This window comes from Pseudomonas frederiksbergensis (genome assembly GCF_003732275.1).
GTDB lineage: Bacteria > Pseudomonadota > Gammaproteobacteria > Pseudomonadales > Pseudomonadaceae > Aquipseudomonas > Aquipseudomonas frederiksbergensis_H.
The window spans coordinates 136,573-151,899 of sequence record NZ_MOBM01000005.1 but is presented as its reverse complement, the minus strand read 5'-3'; the positions used below and the strand labels follow the sequence as shown (position 1 = coordinate 151,899).

Here is a 15,327-nt window from a genome sequence, read left to right as displayed (position 1 = left end):
CATGAGGAAACTTCGATGCTGGAATTAAAGCCGCAATGTTTTTCGTCGGAGTGCCCAAGCCGGGCGCTGTTCGACCAAATCGCAGATAAGTGGTCAATGATGGTTCTGGCGGTGCTTGATGACGGGCCGCATCGCTTTAATGCCATCAGGCGCCGCCTGGAGGGCGTAACTCAGAAGGCACTGACACAGTGCCTGCGACGGATGGAACGAAATGGTCTGGTCTCGCGCAAGGTCATTTCGTTCTCGCCTGTGGCAGTCCAGTATGAGATCACCCAACTGGGCCGAACATTGCAGCAGCCATTTCGCGAATTGCATAAATGGACGCTCGATAAATTGCCCGAGGTTGAGGCGGCACGGTTGAAGTTTGACGAGGCCACGGAGGTAAGCTGACGGGGTGGTTCTTTTTATTGACTCGCCGATGCTGTCATGCCCCGTCTGCGGGTTCAAGTGGTAGCCGTATCGGACTCAGAGCACGTGAAGGGGCGAGGCCATTGCGCAGTTGTCTCTTTCAAATCGAGCTGATGGCGCAGCGTAATTTTCCGGCGTCCATGTCGACATGAATATTGGGTTATCCAGTTATGCAATTTTTATGGATATAAATACCACTCATGCGCTCTCACGCTCGATCACACGACAAGCCAGCAGATTCAATCGCGATACGTCATCCTCCACCGGCAGGCGGCCCAGACTCTCCAGTACACGCGTGGCGGCCAGAACGCCAATTTCCAGCGCCGGGGGCTTGATGGTGCTCAGGCTCGGCAACAGCATTTCGGCAAATGGATAATCGCCAAAGCCAAACACCGCGCAATCTTCGGGGATGTTCAGCCCGGCCCTTTTTCCGGCCAACAAGCCACCAGCGGCAAGGTTATCGTTGGCGAAAATGATCGCGTCGGGACGCAAGGCCTCGCTCATCAACGCATCCATGGCTTGCTTGCCTGCTTCGAACGGCGCCCGGCCGGCGTCCGGCGTAAACACCCATGGCTCCAGCTCCAACGCCAGCAATGTCGCGGCGTAGCCGTCGCAACGCTCCTGCGCGCTGAGGTCTCCCACCATGCTGTTCTGCACAAAAGCGATGCGTCGATAACCTTTGCCGTGCAGATAACGAACGGCAGTTACACCGACTTCATAGTGGGAAAAACCGATCTGCACCGGTTCACGTTCAGGTTGGTAATCCCAGGTTTCAATCACCGGAATGTCCGCCTCCGCGATCATTTTTTCGGTGCCGGCGCTGTGGTAATGGCTGGTCAGCACCAGCGCCGCCGGTGACCAACCAAGGAACGCCCGGACCGCGTTTTCCTCTTGTTCCAGTGAGAAATAACTCGATGCCAGCAGCAGCTGGTAACCGTGCAGGCTGAGGGTGTCGCTGAAGCCTTGAAGGGTGTCGGCGAAGATCGGGCCGGAGATGTTCGGGATCACCATCGCCACGATCTTGCCCCGCGCCGACGCCAGCCCACCGGCCACCAGGTTCGGTACATAACCCAGCTCATTGACCGCCGCCGCGATCCGCTCGCGACGCTCGGGCGAGACCTGCTCCGGCTGGTTGAAATAACGCGAGACGGTGATAGCCGAGACGCCGGCGTGCTTGGCCACCGTATTCAACGTCACGCGTCCGGCGCCGCGGCGCTTGCGCCCAGGAGTCTTTTCAATACTCAAGGAGGGATCCTTGTTAATAAGTTAAAAGAATATAAAGATAATTTTTTAGTATTTGACGATCTATAACGGTTTTCCCAATACTGATAATGGTAGCGCTACCAAAGCGTTCTGTCTGCTACTCGCTCGAGCGAATGCCCAAGACAAATTCAAGGCGCCGTGGCTAAAGGTCAGCGGCGGTTCAGGGCAACTTCCAAGCAGGCACAACGATGCATTACATTCTTGGGGAACAACAAAAGCTGGCGCGTTCGATACGCGCCGCCACGCCACGCCAGCAGCGTTTCGGCCTGTTACTGGCGGGGCTCACAGCGTTGCCGCTGCCCTATGCCATTGCCGCGGACAGGACCGCAGCCGCCCAGCTTCAACCGCTGACCCTGGAGGCAGTCACCGTCACGGCCACCCGCCGCGAAGAATCCCTTCAAAAAGTCCCGGTGGCGGTTTCGGTGGTGGACGGCGAACAGTTGGAGGGTGACAACCGCAACGGCGTAGCCAGTATCGTCCAACAGGTGCCGTCGCTGAATTTCCGTACCGGCGCGTCGAACAAAGACACCTCGCTGTTCATCCGCGGGGTCGGAACCATTTCCACCTCCCCCGGCGTCGAACCAACGGTGGCAACCGTGATCGACGGCGTGGTTTACGGCCGCCCTGGCCAGGCCACCCTCGACCTTCTCGATCTGGAACGCATCGAAGTGCTGCGCGGCCCGCAGGGCACGCTGTTCGGCAAGAACGCCTCGGCCGGTGTGCTGAACATCGTGACCAAGGCGCCCACCGCCGAAACCCACGGTTACATCGACCAGTCCTACTACAGCGGCAATGAAAGCCGCACCCGTTTCGGCATTGGCGGCAGCCTGATTCCGGACACCCTGAAGGGTTCGATCACTACCCTGTTCGGCAGCTACGATGGGAATGTCGACAACGAGCACAACGGTCAGGAAGTCAACGGCTACAACCGTAAGGGCCTGCGCGGCAAGCTGGCGTTCACCCCCAACGACGACATCACCTTCACCCTCGCGGCCGACTACATGCAGTCCCATGACGACGCACCTAATGGCGTGGTCAGCAAAGCCCTGACCCCGGCGTTCGCCAATGCCTTGAACCCGGTAGGAGCCAGCAGTGACAACCGCGATATAAATACCGATACCCGCAGCCATGTGGACGACATCAATAAGGGGCTGTCCGGCCAGCTCGACTGGAACCTTGGCGATTACACCCTGACGTCCATCACGGCTTGGCGCGGTTGGGACAATACCCAGTACCAGGACGGCGACCGTCTCGGCACCATCACCACGGCCTTCCCCGGCACCGCCGACAAAGGCGAGCTGGACTACAACCAGTACTCACAGGAGCTGCGCCTGGCCTCGCCCAAAGGCCAGTTCCTGGAATACGTTGGCGGCCTGTTCTACATGCACGGCAAGGATGAGGAAACCTACCGGCGCACGTTGACCATCCCCACCACCGTCAATCGTGGCGTCGCCGACTACAGCACCACCAGCGACAGCTATGCGGTGTTCGGCGAAAGCACCCTCAATTTCACTTCGGACTTTCGCGGCATCGCCGGCCTGCGCTGGACTCACGACGATCTGGAATACGATCACCGCCGTGTCTCCACCTCGGCCACCGCTGTCAGCGGCATTCAGCCGGATACCAGCAGCGCAGGCTCAGTGGACGAAGACGGCTGGTCCGGTCGACTCGGCGTTCAGTACGACTTGAGCGACGCGGTCACTACCTACCTGACCTATTCGCGAGGTTATAAAGGCCCGGCCTACAACGTGTTCTTCAACATGCAACCACGCGATACCGAAGCGCTGAAACCGGAAACCTCCAACACTTGGGAAGTCGGCATCAAGGCGACCTCATGGAACAATCGCCTGACCACCAATCTAGCGGTGTTCCACAGCGACTACGACAACTACCAGGCAAACTTTTTCGACACCGTCGCAGGTCAAGTGGTGACTCGCCTGATCAATGCTGGCAGCGTCAGTACCGAAGGGGTCGAACTGGATTACACGTTACAGGCGACTCAACAACTCAAGTTCTCCGGCGCCCTGGCCTACACACGCGCCCGGATCGACGAGTTCGCCTGCCCAGCGGGCGCAGCGGCTTCGTGCAACGTCAACGGCAAACCGCTGCCGTACAGCCCGGACTGGAAGAGTTACGTGCGCGCCGACTACAGCATTCCGCTGGACAACGGCCTGGATATTGAAGTGGGGACCGACTACAGCTGGCAGAGCGAAGTGCAGTACGACATTAGCCAAAATCCGGATACCAAACAGGGCGCCTACGGCATCTGGAATGCCAGCATTGCCCTGGCCGATTACAACGAAGGCTGGCGCGTAGCGCTGCTGGGCAAAAACCTCGCCGACAAACCCTACTCACCGCTGTTGGCCAGTGGTGGCAACTACATCTACCGGGCTGTGCCTCGGGACGACGAGCGTTATTTCGGTGTGCAAGTGCGCAAGGATTTTTAAGCCGTTACGCGCGCTCAACGATTGATCAAGGAACTGGCTATGACCCGCACAACCCGCCAACTCAAACTGGGCGCTTTTCTGATGGCCACCGGGCACCATGTCGCGGCGTGGCGCCATCCACAGGTTCCAGCCGACGCAGGGCTGGATTTCAAACACTACAAACATCTGGCCCAGATCGCTGAAACGGCCAGATTCGATGCTTTGTTTGTCGCCGACAGCGTCGCCGCGGCGACGGGTGAAGTGGCCAGCCGCATGGCGCGCTCGGATCACTTCGAGCCACTGTCCCTGCTGTCGGCCCTGAGCGCAGTCACCGAGCACATCGGACTAATCGCTACCGCCACGACGAGCTACAACGAGCCCTACCCTGTGGCGCGTAATTTTGCCTCCCTGGATCACCTGTCCGGCGGCCGCGCGGGCTGGAATTTAGTGACTTCCGACGCTGCCGCGGAAGCGGCGAATTTCGGCCGCGAAGAACACATCGGTCACGCCGAGCGCTACCGTCGTGCCCGGGAATTTCACCAAGTCGTCACCGGCCTCTGGGATAGCTGGGAAGATGACGCTTTCATCCGAGATAAGGCTTCGGGTCAGTACTACGACCCAGGCAAGCGGCATGTCCTGGATCACAGCGGCGAATACTTCAAAGTCAAAGGCCCGCTGAACGTTGCCCGCTCCCCACAAGGCCAACCGGTAGTCGTCCAGGCCGGCGCTTCACAAACCGGCCGGGAGCTGGCGGCGCAAACCGCTGAAGTGGTGTTTACCGCGCAGACATCACTGGCCAATGCCCAGGCTTTCTATGCCGATTTGAAGGGCCGCCTGGAAGCGTTCGGACGCAGCCCTGACTCGCTGAAAATCATGCCGGGGGTGTTTGTCGTGGTCGGTGAGACGCAAGCGCAAGCCTGGGAGAAGTTCGAAGAGTTCCAGGCGCTGGTCGAGCCCGAAGTCGGCATCGCACTGCTTGGGCGAATGCTGGGCAACTTCGATTTATCCGGTTACCCGCCGGACGCCCCATTGCCTGAGCTCCCGCTGACCGAGAGCGGCCAGCAAAGCCGACAGAAACTGCTGATGGACCTGGCTGGCTCGGAAAACCTCAGCCTGGCGCAATTGGGCCGCAGAATCTCCGGTGGCCGTGGGCATTACAGCCTGATCGGCACACCGGGACAAATTGCTGATGAATTGCAGAACTGGTTCGAAAGCGACGCAGCGGACGGTTTCAATGTGTTGGTCCCACACCTGCCCGGTGGGCTGGAAGACTTCGCGCAGCAGGTGGTGCCCGAACTGCAAAGGCGCGGGCTGTTTCGCCGTGAGTACGAAGGCCGAACCCTACGGGAAAACCTTGGCCTGGCGCGCCCGGGCAACAGGTTCGTATCGGCCTGACAAGCAACCTTAACCCCTCCAATGCCGGGAGCGACCTCTAGAATTCCGGCACTGCAAAGAGAGACGACAATGAGATTTCTGAAAAAAATCTGTGCAGGTCTTGCCCTGCTCGGCCTGACCCACATCGCTGCGGCGGACCCCGCGACGCTGAGGATCGGTTACCAGAAGGGCTCGATCGCCTTGGTACTTGCCAAGGAACACGGCCTCCTGGAAAAACGCTTCGGGCAGACTGCCCTCAAGTGGATCGAATTCCCAGCCGGGCCGCAGATGCTCGAAGCACTGAACATCGGCGCGCTGGACGTCGGCTCCACGGGCGACATCCCACCGCTGTTCGCCCAGGCGGCCGGTGCCGACCTGGTGTACATCGGCGCCGAGCCGGCCAAACCCCAGGCCGAAACCATCCTGGTGCGCGGTGATAGCCCACTGCACGACGTTGCCCAGCTCAAAGGTAAAAAAGTCGCCTTCCAGAAAGGCTCCAGTTCACACAACCTGATCCTGCGCGCCTTGAACAAGGCTGGTCTGAGCTACAAAGACATCCAGCCGATCTACCTACCTCCCGCAGATGCACGCGCGGCATTCGAACAAGGTAGCGTCGATGCCTGGGCGATCTGGGACCCCTACGCTTCACTGGCCCTGAGCCAGAACGGCGGCCGCGTACTCGCCAACGGTGAAGGACTGGGCCTCTCCGGCCCGGTCTACACCGCCCGGCGCGACTTTGCCCAAAACCACGGTGCTTTCCTGCATGCACTGCTCGATGAGCTTACCGCAGCCGAAGCCCTGACTCGCAGCCAACGCGAAGCAAGCCTTCGGGTGCTGACTCAATCCATGGGGCTGCCCGAAGCCGTGATCGCTCGTTACGTGGATAATCGGCCGCCGTCACCGGTACTGCCTATTGATGAAAAAATCATCGAAGCGCAGCAGGCCACGGCAGATCTGTTTTATGCCAACAAGCTGTTGCCTAAACGACTGGACGTGAAGGATGCAGTCTGGACGTCAGCAAACTGATGCAGACCTGGCCTGGTCAACGCGTCAGGTACCGGATCATCGGGTGGGTTTGGCCTGGGAGTTTGCTGATCCCAGCAGGAATGCTCGAACGTCTAGCACAGCGCATCAAACGCTTAGGCATCTTACAGGCAAAAAAAAGCCACTCATCTAAGTGGCTTTTTTCTGAATCTTGGAGCGGGAAACGAGACTCGAACTCGCGACCCCGACCTTGGCAAGGTCGTGCTCTACCAACTGAGCTATTCCCGCGTCTTGGTGAGGCGCATTCTATAGAATCCTGATGCCCCGTCAACCCCTTGATTCAAAAAAGTTTTATTTCTTTTCCACGTCGGTCTTCAGATGCGGCCAGGCAGCCCGCAAGTATTGGACCATGGACCACAACGTCAGGCCAGCAGACACCAGCAGCAAGGCGTAACCCATCAGGACCCAGAAGGTGAAGTCCGAAGGATTGGCCAGCAGGATCACCAGCGCCAGCATTTGCGCGGCGGTTTTCCATTTGCCCAGGTTCGACACCGCTACATGGGCGCGGGCACCGAGCTCGGCCATCCACTCGCGCAGTGCCGAGACGACAATTTCGCGACCGATGATAACGGCGGCCGGCAGCGTGAGCCACAGATTGCCATGCTCTTGCACCAGCAGAACCAGGGCAACGGCGACCATCAGCTTGTCCGCAACAGGATCGAGGAAGGCCCCGAACGGCGTGCTTTGTTCCAGACGACGGGCCAGATACCCGTCGAGCCAGTCGGTCGCGGCGGCAAATGCGAAGACCGAGGCGGACGCCAAATAGCTCCAGTGGTAAGGCAAATAAAACAGCAAAATGAAGATCGGGATGAGCAGGACGCGTAGAACGGTAATCAGATTAGGGATATTCATCGGCACAACTGGCTACGAGGTGAGTTGGGCATTCTACTCGCTGTGCAGATTTGCATAAATCAACTCTGCGAGCTTTTTGCTGATTCCGGGTGCTTTGGCGATCTCTTCGATGCTGGCACGAGACAGCTCCTGCAATCCACCAAAATGTTTCAACAAATCGCGTCGACGTGTTGGTCCGACGCCGGCAACGCCCTCAAGTGTAGACGTGCGGCGAGTTTTTCCACGACGTGCGCGGTGCCCGGTAATCGCGAAACGGTGGGCTTCGTCGCGGATCTGCTGGATCAAATGCAGCGCGGGGGAATCGCCGCGCAAGGTGAATTCATGGGCCGCGTCGTTGAGGTACAGGGTTTCGAAACCGGCCTTGCGCGTCGCGCCCTTGGCCACACCCAAGAGAATCAGGTCTGGCACAGCCAGTTCGTTAAGCACGTCACGGGCCATGGACAGCTGACCTTTACCGCCGTCGACCAGCAGGATGTCCGGCAACTTGCCCTCGCCGTCCTTCAATTTGCTGAAGCGTCGGGTCAGGGCCTGGTGCATCGCAGCATAGTCATCGCCCGGGGTAACGCCTTCAATGTTGTAGCGGCGGTAGTCGGACTTGATCGGGCCTTCCGGGCCGAACACTACACAGGAGGCTACAGTGGCCTCACCGCTGGAATGGCTGATGTCGTAACACTCGAGACGTTGCGGCGGCTCGTCCAGTTTCAGCACTTCGGCCAAGGCATCGAAACGTGCTGCAACGTGTTGTCGGTTAGCCAGACGTGCGCCCAGCGCTTGCTCGGCATTGGTGACCGCCAATTGCTGCCAGCGTGCTCGGGTGCCGCGCACTCGATGGCTGATGGTCAGTTCGCGACCGCGCAGCTCTTCGATGGCTGCGATCAGGGTCGGAAAGTCTTCGTGAACCACGTTGACGATCAGCTCGCTCGGCAAGTCGCGCTCCGGACTGCTGATGAAATATTGGCCGAGGAACGCTGCCATGACTTCGGAAACGTCTTCCTCGATACCCACCTGCGGAAAGAAGTTCTTGCTCCCCAACACCCGGCCACCGCGCACACTGATCAAATGCACGCAGGCGCCACCTGGGTTGACGAACGCCGCAATCACATCAACATCGCCCGTCCCGCCTTCCATGCTCTGCTGGTCCTGGACCCGACGCAGCAATGAGATCTGGTCACGCAACTCGGCGGCGCGCTCGAACTCGAGGTTGACCGCCGCCTCCTCCATGGCCGCAGACAACTCGTCCGCCAGGGCGTTGCTGCGCCCTTCAAGGAACATCACCGAGTGGCGTACATCTTCGGCATACACCTCGGGCTCCACCAATCCCACACACGGCGCCTTGCAGCGCTTGATCTGGTATTGCAGACAAGGTCGAGCACGGTTCTTGTAAAAGCTGTCTTCGCACTGACGAACAAAAAAAGCCTTTTGCAGCAGACTGAGGCTTTCGCGAATCGCCCCTGCGCTGGGATAAGGGCCGAAATATTTGCCCTTGGCCTTTTTCGCGCCCCGATGAATGCTCAAGCGTGGGAACTGGCCATCCGAGAGAAAGACGTAAGGGTAGGATTTGTCGTCGCGCAGCAGGATGTTGTACGGCGGACGCCATTCCTTGATCAGCGTCTGCTCAAGCAGCAAGGCTTCGGTTTCGTTGGCCGTGATGGTGGTTTCGACCTGGGCGATACGGCCCACCAGCGCAGCGGTCTTGGGGGCAAGACCGGCTTTGCGGAAATAGCTCGCCAAACGTTTCTTGAGATTTTTGGCTTTGCCGACATAAAGCAGGCGCGCGTCGCTGTCGAACATGCGATAGACGCCCGGCCGCCCACTGACCGTCGACAGAAAAGCACTTGGATCGAATATTTCAGTCATTTTCAGAGGCTGGCATCAACCATGCCGTGACGAACCGCCAACAGCGTCAACTCGACATCGCTGCTGATCGAAAGCTTCTCGAAAATACGGTAACGGTAGGTATTCACTGTTTTTGGCGACAGGCACAGTTTGTCGGAAATGATCTGCACCTTCTGACAGCCGACAATCATCAACGCAATCTGGATTTCCCGCTCCGACAAGGCGTCGAAGGGCGAATCATTGGTTGGCTGGAACGACTTGATCGCCAGTTGCTGGGCAATTTGCGGGCTGATGTAGCGTTGCCCGGCAAACACCAGGCGAATGGCCTGGACCATTTCCGGCAATCCGGCGCCCTTGGTCAGGTAACCCGCGGCACCTGCCTGTAACAGCCGGGTAGGAAACGGATCTTCTTCGCACACGGTGACCGCGACGACTTTGATGTCCGGATGACTGCGCAATAATTTGCGCGTGGCTTCAAGACCGCCGATCCCGGGCATCTTGACGTCCATCAGCACCACATCGGGTTTCAACTCACGCGCTTTAAGCAGGGATTCCTCCCCTGACTCAGCCTGGCCGACTACTTGCAGGCCATCGATGTCAGCCAGCATTCGTGTAATGCCTGTACGAACGAGATCATGGTCATCGACTACTAGCACCCTAATCAAGCAGACACCTCGCGATTTGGTCTTATTGGGTTGTCGGACACCTTAGCAAAAAGCAACTGGCAGACCTAGCGGCAAGCCGCATATAAAAAGTGTCAATTCTTCTTGTGAGGCTTGCCGCCAGTGTGTTTCAGCGATGCAGTTCATTGATATCACGCTGCATTCTCAGGAAACACTGGTCTTGACCGACCACCTTGAGACCCTTTCTCTCGTAAAGCATTTTTGCCGGATTATTTTCAAAGACGGTCAGACGCAATGCCGGGCGTCGTTCCCTGCACGCCATGGCGAATACCTGATCGATCGTCCAGGAACCGGCGCCCTGCCCCTGGTACGCTGCTAATAAATGCAATTCACGGATATACAACGCTCTGGCGTCACGGCTCAGACTGACATACCCCATCAACGTGTCATCACGCACAATCAGCCAGTTTTCGCGTCCCTCCCAGGCGACATCGAAGGCCTCGTCCAGCCACAACAGCTCATGTTGAATGTAGTAGCGAAGCATATTTCGACAAGTCAGGTCACGAGCAAAGTCCAGGTCACGAGACGTTGCCGGACGCAATTCGAAACCCATTCAAGCCTCCGCCACAGCGACGATTTGCCCTTTCCAGCCATCAGCATTGCGACGAGCAACGACCATAAGGTTCCCCGTACCCGGCACCGCCACAATCAACGTCCCGTCAGCCGCCCAGATTGCACTGCGCCCTGCCGACTCCCAGCCACCCGTTGCGCCACCATGGTTGGCCATCAGTACCGCCATCGAGTGGGTACAAGCATAGCCCTGCAATAGTGCGGTATCTGGAGCGTAGCCGTTTTCTGTGATCAACACGCCCGCAGCGTAAAGATCAGCGCCCTGCCGTGCCGCGGCTGCCGCGTGACTGGCGTGAGAAAAATCGGCGCATACCGCTAGCGCGACGGTGTCGCTACCGATCTTCAATGTCGAACCGCCCGTTCCCGGGGCAAATGCCACTTCCTCGCCCGGGTGCAGATGCTGCTTGCTGTAAACACCAAGCGAACCATCGGCGCCCAATACCAGAGCACCGATCAATACCGGCGAATCGTCCGACAGACGAATCGGCATCCCAACGACGCTGGTCACACCGACTTCCCTCGCGAAGTCGCGCAGCGGTTGCAGCACCCCGGCGTCTGGCCTTATGGCCAGTTCCGCTGCCAGGCCGCGCTCGTACCCGGTCAGCGACAGTTCCGGAAACACCAGCAATTGCACGCCCTGTTCCGCAGCAACCTGCATGAAGCGCCGATGCCAGGCCATGTTGGCGGCAAGATCACCAGCGATGGAGATCGATTGAGCGGCGGCAATGGTCAGTGTCGTCATGGTTCATCCTTGTGACGTTGTGGTAGTTGGGCGCAGCGCAAAGTGTGTCACAACCCCCGACGTACTCAAGCGATAGAAAAGCCCATGATCATCGATAGCATTTTCTGATTGAATCTGCGTGCCGGCCTCTAGTAAGCTCGGCGCATTCATCGGAGACAAACCATGCTCAACGCCCTCTCACAGCTTCGTACCGCCAGCGCCCCGCGCCCGGTTGCGGCTGCCCGGGCGAATGACGTTTGTGCTTCGGTCAGCTTTTATTTTGGGTATTGGTTTAGCCACTGGCGCGCCTGATACCCACACGGCGCCCACTTTAAACGGGTCGCCACCAGAGAATTCTCAACCCCCGGTCGGCTCCCCGACCGGGGGTTTTGTTTTTTCAGCCCTGAACATTTTTAGCGTCAACCAGACAATTTGAGGATTCACGACATGAACTACGCCACTTACTACCGTTACGACAGTTTTACCGCCTGGCGATTTACCAGCCTCCGCTCGGGACAGCCTGCCGCCTCCGATCGGTCACCCACAGGTGGCAAGCACACACACGCAGCCAATCCGGCCAATTGTCGAACACCCCAGTAGGGCCGAGCGCGCGGGAACGAACCCGCCGCCAGCCCAGGAAGCCCGAATATGAACTCGTCCGTCTCTGCTCTGCCGCTGTCCACCCTGAGCCCTGCCAATGAAGCGCTGACCTTGCGTCTGCCCAGCTCATTGCAGCTCAAACAGCAATTACCCCTCAGCAATGCCCTGACCCGGCAAGTCGCCGACCACCGTCAGGCAGTTCGCGCGATCCTCAACGGTGAAGACTCCCGTCTGCTGGTCATCGTCGGCCCCTGCTCGATTCACGATCCCCGTTCAGCCCTCGAATACGCCGCCAACCTGGCCCGGCTGGCCGCCGAAGTCAGCGATGAAATGCTGCTAGTGATGCGCGCCTACGTCGAAAAACCCCGCACCACGATCGGCTGGAAAGGCCTGGCCTACGACCCGCATCTGGATGGCAGCGACGACATGGCGGGGGGTTTGACCCTGTCCCGCGAATTGATGCGCGAAATGCTCCAACTGGGCTTGCCCGTTGCCACCGAACTGCTGCAACCGATGGCCGCCGGTTACTTCGACGACCTGCTGAGCTGGGTCGCGATTGGCGCCCGTACCACCGAATCACAGATCCACAGGGAAATGGCCAGCGGCCTGAGCATGCCGGTAGGGTTCAAGAACGGTACCGATGGCGGTGTGACTGTCGCCAGCGACGCCATGCGCTCGGCCGCTCATCCGCATCGCCATTTCGGCGTCGATAGCCAAGGGCACCCTGCAATCATTCAGACGCCGGGCAACCCCGACACTCATCTGGTGCTGCGTGGTGGCCATCGCGGGCCGAATTACGACCGCGACAGCATCGCCCAAGTACACAGCGATTTGACCAGACTCAAGATCCCGGCGCGGATCATGGTTGACTGCAGTCACGCTAATAGCGGTAAAGATCCATTGCGTCAGCCAGCCGTGTTCAACGACGTGCTTGAACAGCGCCTGCAAGGTGATCGCTCGCTGGTCGGCATGATGATTGAGAGCCATCTGTTCGAAGGCTGCCAGCCATTGAGCCCGTCGCTACGTTACGGTATGTCGGTAACGGACGGCTGCCTTGGCTGGACCGGGACGGAACAATTGTTGCTGCAGGCAGCCGAGCGACTTCGTACGCAGCGTCATACTCAATAGTCAAAGTGACCCATGCCCGCCTTCCGGTTTTCAATCGAATACCGGAAGGCGGACTACGTTGAAACAGATTACGAGTGCACTTGCACCAACGTGGCTTCGGACTGCTGGCTCACCTCGTCAAGACGCTCGACCGAATAGGCTACTCGGACCGTCAAGTCCTGATGCTCGCGCCAAAACCTGTAGGGAACGATAAATACCAGCGGTTGACCGGCCATTTCCCTGGAAACTTCACGATCATCGCGATGACTGAAATGCTCCCCGTCACATTTCAGATAGACCAGTTCCCCCTCTTCGGCCTGAGCATTGTCGATCACGACGGTGACACCATCGATCGCATCTTGCAGATCCAGCCAACCCTCATCGGCTTCCAGCACGGCAGGTGGCAAAAGCGGTCCTCGTTCCAGCGGGCCGATCACCAGCTGTACAGGCTCCGAGAAGCGTGACGCCTGGCCCTTCTGCTCGACGCAATAGCTGATCGTGACGGCTGTCCCGAGATTGGGTGCGATACAGTCGGGACTTACCCAAAACGACAGTTCGCCGCCCATTGCAAAGGATTCGATTTTCAATGTGTCGTTGAAACTCGCTTGTGGCGTAACACCTGCCCAGGACAGCAAGACCCGATCTCCAGCTGCCATCCGGGCATACGGCCTGATCGTTACGCGCGCGCCCTGCGCGACTCTGTCCGGATCGAGCGTGCCGCCCACCGCATCGTTCATAATCACAGGCAGCAAATCTGGCCGGGCATCACCGACGCTCAGGTATAAACGCCCAGACTCCACAGGTTCACGAAGACGCGCAGTGTAGAGGGTGTAATAAACCTCGAGTGACCCGCCGTCCAGTGCGGCGATGTGCATAGCCGAGACGCTAAAGACAATCGCCCTGCCCACCTGAGCTTCGCTGACAAAACGCGATACCTCATACCGATACGCAATACCCTCTGCATCGATGCCTGACCAGAACATGACCAGTTTGTCTCCGCAAGCCATGTCCGGATAAGGCACGACGGTGATAATGGCCTTATTGTCGGACGGATCGAGCGTGGCGTTATCCGCCTGATCCAGCTGTGGTGCCACCAGGCATTGCTCTACAACATTCAAGTTACCTGCTTCATAAGTAGTCATTCAACGCTCCAGTCCTTGGAATAAATGCCGACTTGAGGTCGACATCGAACGAAGCCTATTGAAACCCACGGTACTGATTCGCGCTGCCGGACAATCGCGTCGGCTTGCACGATAAAAGGACGTTTCAGAGGTAGGTCATTGTGAAGAAACGTGCAGTCATCGTTAAAAAGATGTCCGGATATTTCGACCAAGACCTCATGCTCATCCGAATTTTCGTACCATTTCTATTCCGTTTTTCATCAGGTTACAGCGGCTTTTTCATACATCGCCGTGCGGGTGGCGTGCTTTAGAGTGCCCCCTTGAGCACACACCTGACTTACTGCGAAAAAGGAATGTATATGCTACGGAATGCAACCACTCAGTACCCGATCCTGCTGGTCCACGGGCTCTTCGGCTTCGACCGCATCGGCAACCTGGAACTGTTCCACGACGTCAAACTGGCCCTGAGAAACGCCGGCGCGAGAGTTTTCATCCCACACCTGTCAGCCACCCACAGTAATGAAACCCGCGGCGAACAACTGTTGGCGCAGATCGACCGGGTATTGCAAGGAACCGGTGCAAGCAAAGTCAACCTGATCGGTCACAGTCAGGGGGCACTGGCTACACGGTATGCGGGGGCGCTGGCGCCGGAGGCGGTCGCTTCGGTGACATCGGTCAGCGGACCGAACCATGGCTCGGAACTGGCCGACTTCCTGCGCAAGGCGCTGACGCCCGGGCGCCTGCCGGAACAGGTCGCCGGAGCGGTGGCTACCCTGTTCGCCGATTTCCTGTCGTTGCTCAGTGGCAACCGGCACCTGCCGCAGAACGCCATCGCCGCGCTCAATGCACTGACCACCGAAGGCGTCGGCGCATTCAACGACAAGTACCCTCAAGGGTTACCAAAAGCCTGGGGCGGCAAGGGCCGCGAATTGGTGAACGGCGTGCGCTACTATTCCTGGAGCGGCATCCTGCAGGGAAACATTCTCGATGAGGGGCTCCATGCACTCAATCCGCTGCACGGGTTCCTGCGGGCCTTCTCCCACTATTTCACCACCGAAGCCGAACAGAATGACGGCATGGTCGGCCGATTCAGCGCCCATTTGGGGAAAGTGATCGGTTCGGACTATCCGCTGGATCATCTGGACAGCCTCGGTCAGACAACCGGTCAGGTCCGCAAGGGCATCGACCCGATCGCCCTGTACGTACAGCATGCCGAACGCCTGAGAAATGCCGGCCTTTAAGCAATGCCTTGATGCCCCGCGATAGACGGAACTGATATCCACGGAATTGATATTCACGGAACTTTGAGAGAGAAATAGCCC

General features: G+C 58.6%; 13 protein-coding genes and 1 tRNA gene. 6 read left to right on the top strand and 8 right to left on the bottom strand.

Going from position 1 to position 15,327, the window contains the following annotated elements; translation table 11 throughout:
* The first annotated feature begins 15 nt into the window (after positions 1-15).
* The gene (locus BK662_RS03605; protein WP_123356768.1) at positions 16-390 is read left to right on the top strand and encodes a winged helix-turn-helix transcriptional regulator; all 375 of its coding nucleotides are present in this window, start codon (positions 16-18) and stop codon (positions 388-390) included.
* Positions 391-606: 216 nt separating this feature from the next.
* On the opposite strand, the gene BK662_RS03600 is transcribed toward BK662_RS03605, so the two are convergent.
* Positions 607-1,653, bottom strand: a complete 1,047-nt coding sequence (locus BK662_RS03600) for a LacI family DNA-binding transcriptional regulator (RefSeq protein ID WP_123356766.1) — start codon at positions 1,651-1,653, stop codon at positions 607-609.
* A 206-nt stretch (positions 1,654-1,859) separates the two neighbouring features.
* Here BK662_RS03600 and BK662_RS03595 point away from each other — a divergent pair, with 206 nt between their 5' ends.
* From BK662_RS03595 to BK662_RS03585, 3 genes are all read left to right on the top strand, one after another.
* Positions 1,860-4,118: a TonB-dependent receptor gene (locus tag BK662_RS03595; protein ID WP_123356764.1), complete on the top strand. Its 2,259-nt coding sequence runs from the start codon at positions 1,860-1,862 to the stop codon at positions 4,116-4,118.
* 39 nt (positions 4,119-4,157) lie between these two features.
* Positions 4,158-5,492, top strand: a complete 1,335-nt coding sequence (locus BK662_RS03590; RefSeq protein WP_123356762.1) for an LLM class flavin-dependent oxidoreductase — start codon at positions 4,158-4,160, stop codon at positions 5,490-5,492.
* Between the two features lie 69 nt (positions 5,493-5,561).
* On the top strand, positions 5,562-6,497 hold the full coding sequence (locus tag BK662_RS03585; RefSeq protein ID WP_123356760.1) for a sulfonate ABC transporter substrate-binding protein: 936 nt from the start codon (positions 5,562-5,564) through the stop codon (positions 6,495-6,497).
* Between the two features lie 170 nt (positions 6,498-6,667).
* Here the strand turns inward: BK662_RS03585 and BK662_RS03580 are convergent.
* From BK662_RS03580 to BK662_RS03555, 6 genes are all read right to left on the bottom strand, one after another.
* A tRNA-Gly gene (locus BK662_RS03580) sits at positions 6,668-6,743 on the bottom strand.
* A gap of 63 nt (positions 6,744-6,806) precedes the next feature.
* Positions 6,807-7,367: a CDP-diacylglycerol--glycerol-3-phosphate 3-phosphatidyltransferase gene (pgsA, locus tag BK662_RS03575; RefSeq protein ID WP_052964322.1), complete on the bottom strand. Its 561-nt coding sequence runs from the start codon at positions 7,365-7,367 to the stop codon at positions 6,807-6,809.
* A gap of 33 nt (positions 7,368-7,400) precedes the next feature.
* A complete protein-coding gene (gene uvrC / locus BK662_RS03570; RefSeq protein ID WP_008066868.1) occupies positions 7,401-9,224 on the bottom strand; it encodes an excinuclease ABC subunit UvrC in 1,824 nt (607 codons plus the stop codon).
* A 2-nt stretch (positions 9,225-9,226) separates the two neighbouring features.
* Positions 9,227-9,868 carry a response regulator transcription factor GacA gene (gene gacA / locus BK662_RS03565; protein WP_008015884.1) on the bottom strand — a complete coding sequence of 214 codons (642 nt, stop codon included), beginning with the start codon at positions 9,866-9,868 and terminating at the stop codon, positions 9,227-9,229.
* Positions 9,869-9,995: 127 nt separating this feature from the next.
* The gene (locus BK662_RS03560; protein ID WP_123356758.1) at positions 9,996-10,439 is read right to left on the bottom strand and encodes a GNAT family N-acetyltransferase; all 444 of its coding nucleotides are present in this window, start codon (positions 10,437-10,439) and stop codon (positions 9,996-9,998) included.
* Positions 10,440-11,198 carry a carbon-nitrogen hydrolase family protein gene (locus tag BK662_RS03555; protein WP_123356756.1) on the bottom strand — a complete coding sequence of 253 codons (759 nt, stop codon included), beginning with the start codon at positions 11,196-11,198 and terminating at the stop codon, positions 10,440-10,442.
* Between the two features lie 627 nt (positions 11,199-11,825).
* Here BK662_RS03555 and BK662_RS03550 point away from each other — a divergent pair.
* Positions 11,826-12,905: a 3-deoxy-7-phosphoheptulonate synthase gene (locus tag BK662_RS03550; RefSeq protein WP_123356754.1), complete on the top strand. Its 1,080-nt coding sequence runs from the start codon at positions 11,826-11,828 to the stop codon at positions 12,903-12,905.
* Between the two features lie 68 nt (positions 12,906-12,973).
* On the opposite strand, the gene BK662_RS03545 is transcribed toward BK662_RS03550, so the two are convergent.
* Positions 12,974-14,026 carry a hypothetical protein gene (locus BK662_RS03545; RefSeq protein WP_123356752.1) on the bottom strand — a complete coding sequence of 351 codons (1,053 nt, stop codon included), beginning with the start codon at positions 14,024-14,026 and terminating at the stop codon, positions 12,974-12,976.
* A 338-nt stretch (positions 14,027-14,364) separates the two neighbouring features.
* Here BK662_RS03545 and BK662_RS03540 point away from each other — a divergent pair, with 338 nt between their 5' ends.
* A complete protein-coding gene (locus tag BK662_RS03540; protein WP_123356750.1) occupies positions 14,365-15,246 on the top strand; it encodes an esterase/lipase family protein in 882 nt (293 codons plus the stop codon).
* Positions 15,247-15,327 lie beyond the last annotated feature (81 nt).

Excerpts from the sequence above, each read along its gene's own strand:
- BK662_RS03595 (WP_123356764.1), top strand. The coding sequence starts at position 1,860 with ATGCATTACATTCTTGGGGAACAACAAAAGCTGGCGCGTTCGATACGC.
- BK662_RS03540 (WP_123356750.1), top strand. The coding sequence starts at position 14,365 with ATGCTACGGAATGCAACCACTCAGTACCCGATCCTGCTGGTCCACGGG.
- BK662_RS03560 (WP_123356758.1), bottom strand. The coding sequence starts at position 10,439 with ATGGGTTTCGAATTGCGTCCGGCAACGTCTCGTGACCTGGACTTTGCT.
- BK662_RS03590 (WP_123356762.1), top strand. The coding sequence starts at position 4,158 with ATGACCCGCACAACCCGCCAACTCAAACTGGGCGCTTTTCTGATGGCC.
- BK662_RS03555 (WP_123356756.1), bottom strand. The coding sequence starts at position 11,198 with ATGACGACACTGACCATTGCCGCCGCTCAATCGATCTCCATCGCTGGT.
- BK662_RS03550 (WP_123356754.1), top strand. The coding sequence starts at position 11,826 with ATGAACTCGTCCGTCTCTGCTCTGCCGCTGTCCACCCTGAGCCCTGCC.
- BK662_RS03605 (WP_123356768.1), top strand. The coding sequence starts at position 16 with ATGCTGGAATTAAAGCCGCAATGTTTTTCGTCGGAGTGCCCAAGCCGG.
- BK662_RS03585 (WP_123356760.1), top strand. The coding sequence starts at position 5,562 with ATGAGATTTCTGAAAAAAATCTGTGCAGGTCTTGCCCTGCTCGGCCTG.
- BK662_RS03545 (WP_123356752.1), bottom strand. The coding sequence starts at position 14,026 with ATGACTACTTATGAAGCAGGTAACTTGAATGTTGTAGAGCAATGCCTG.
- pgsA (WP_052964322.1), bottom strand. The coding sequence starts at position 7,367 with ATGAATATCCCTAATCTGATTACCGTTCTACGCGTCCTGCTCATCCCG.
- uvrC (WP_008066868.1), bottom strand. The coding sequence starts at position 9,224 with ATGACTGAAATATTCGATCCAAGTGCTTTTCTGTCGACGGTCAGTGGG.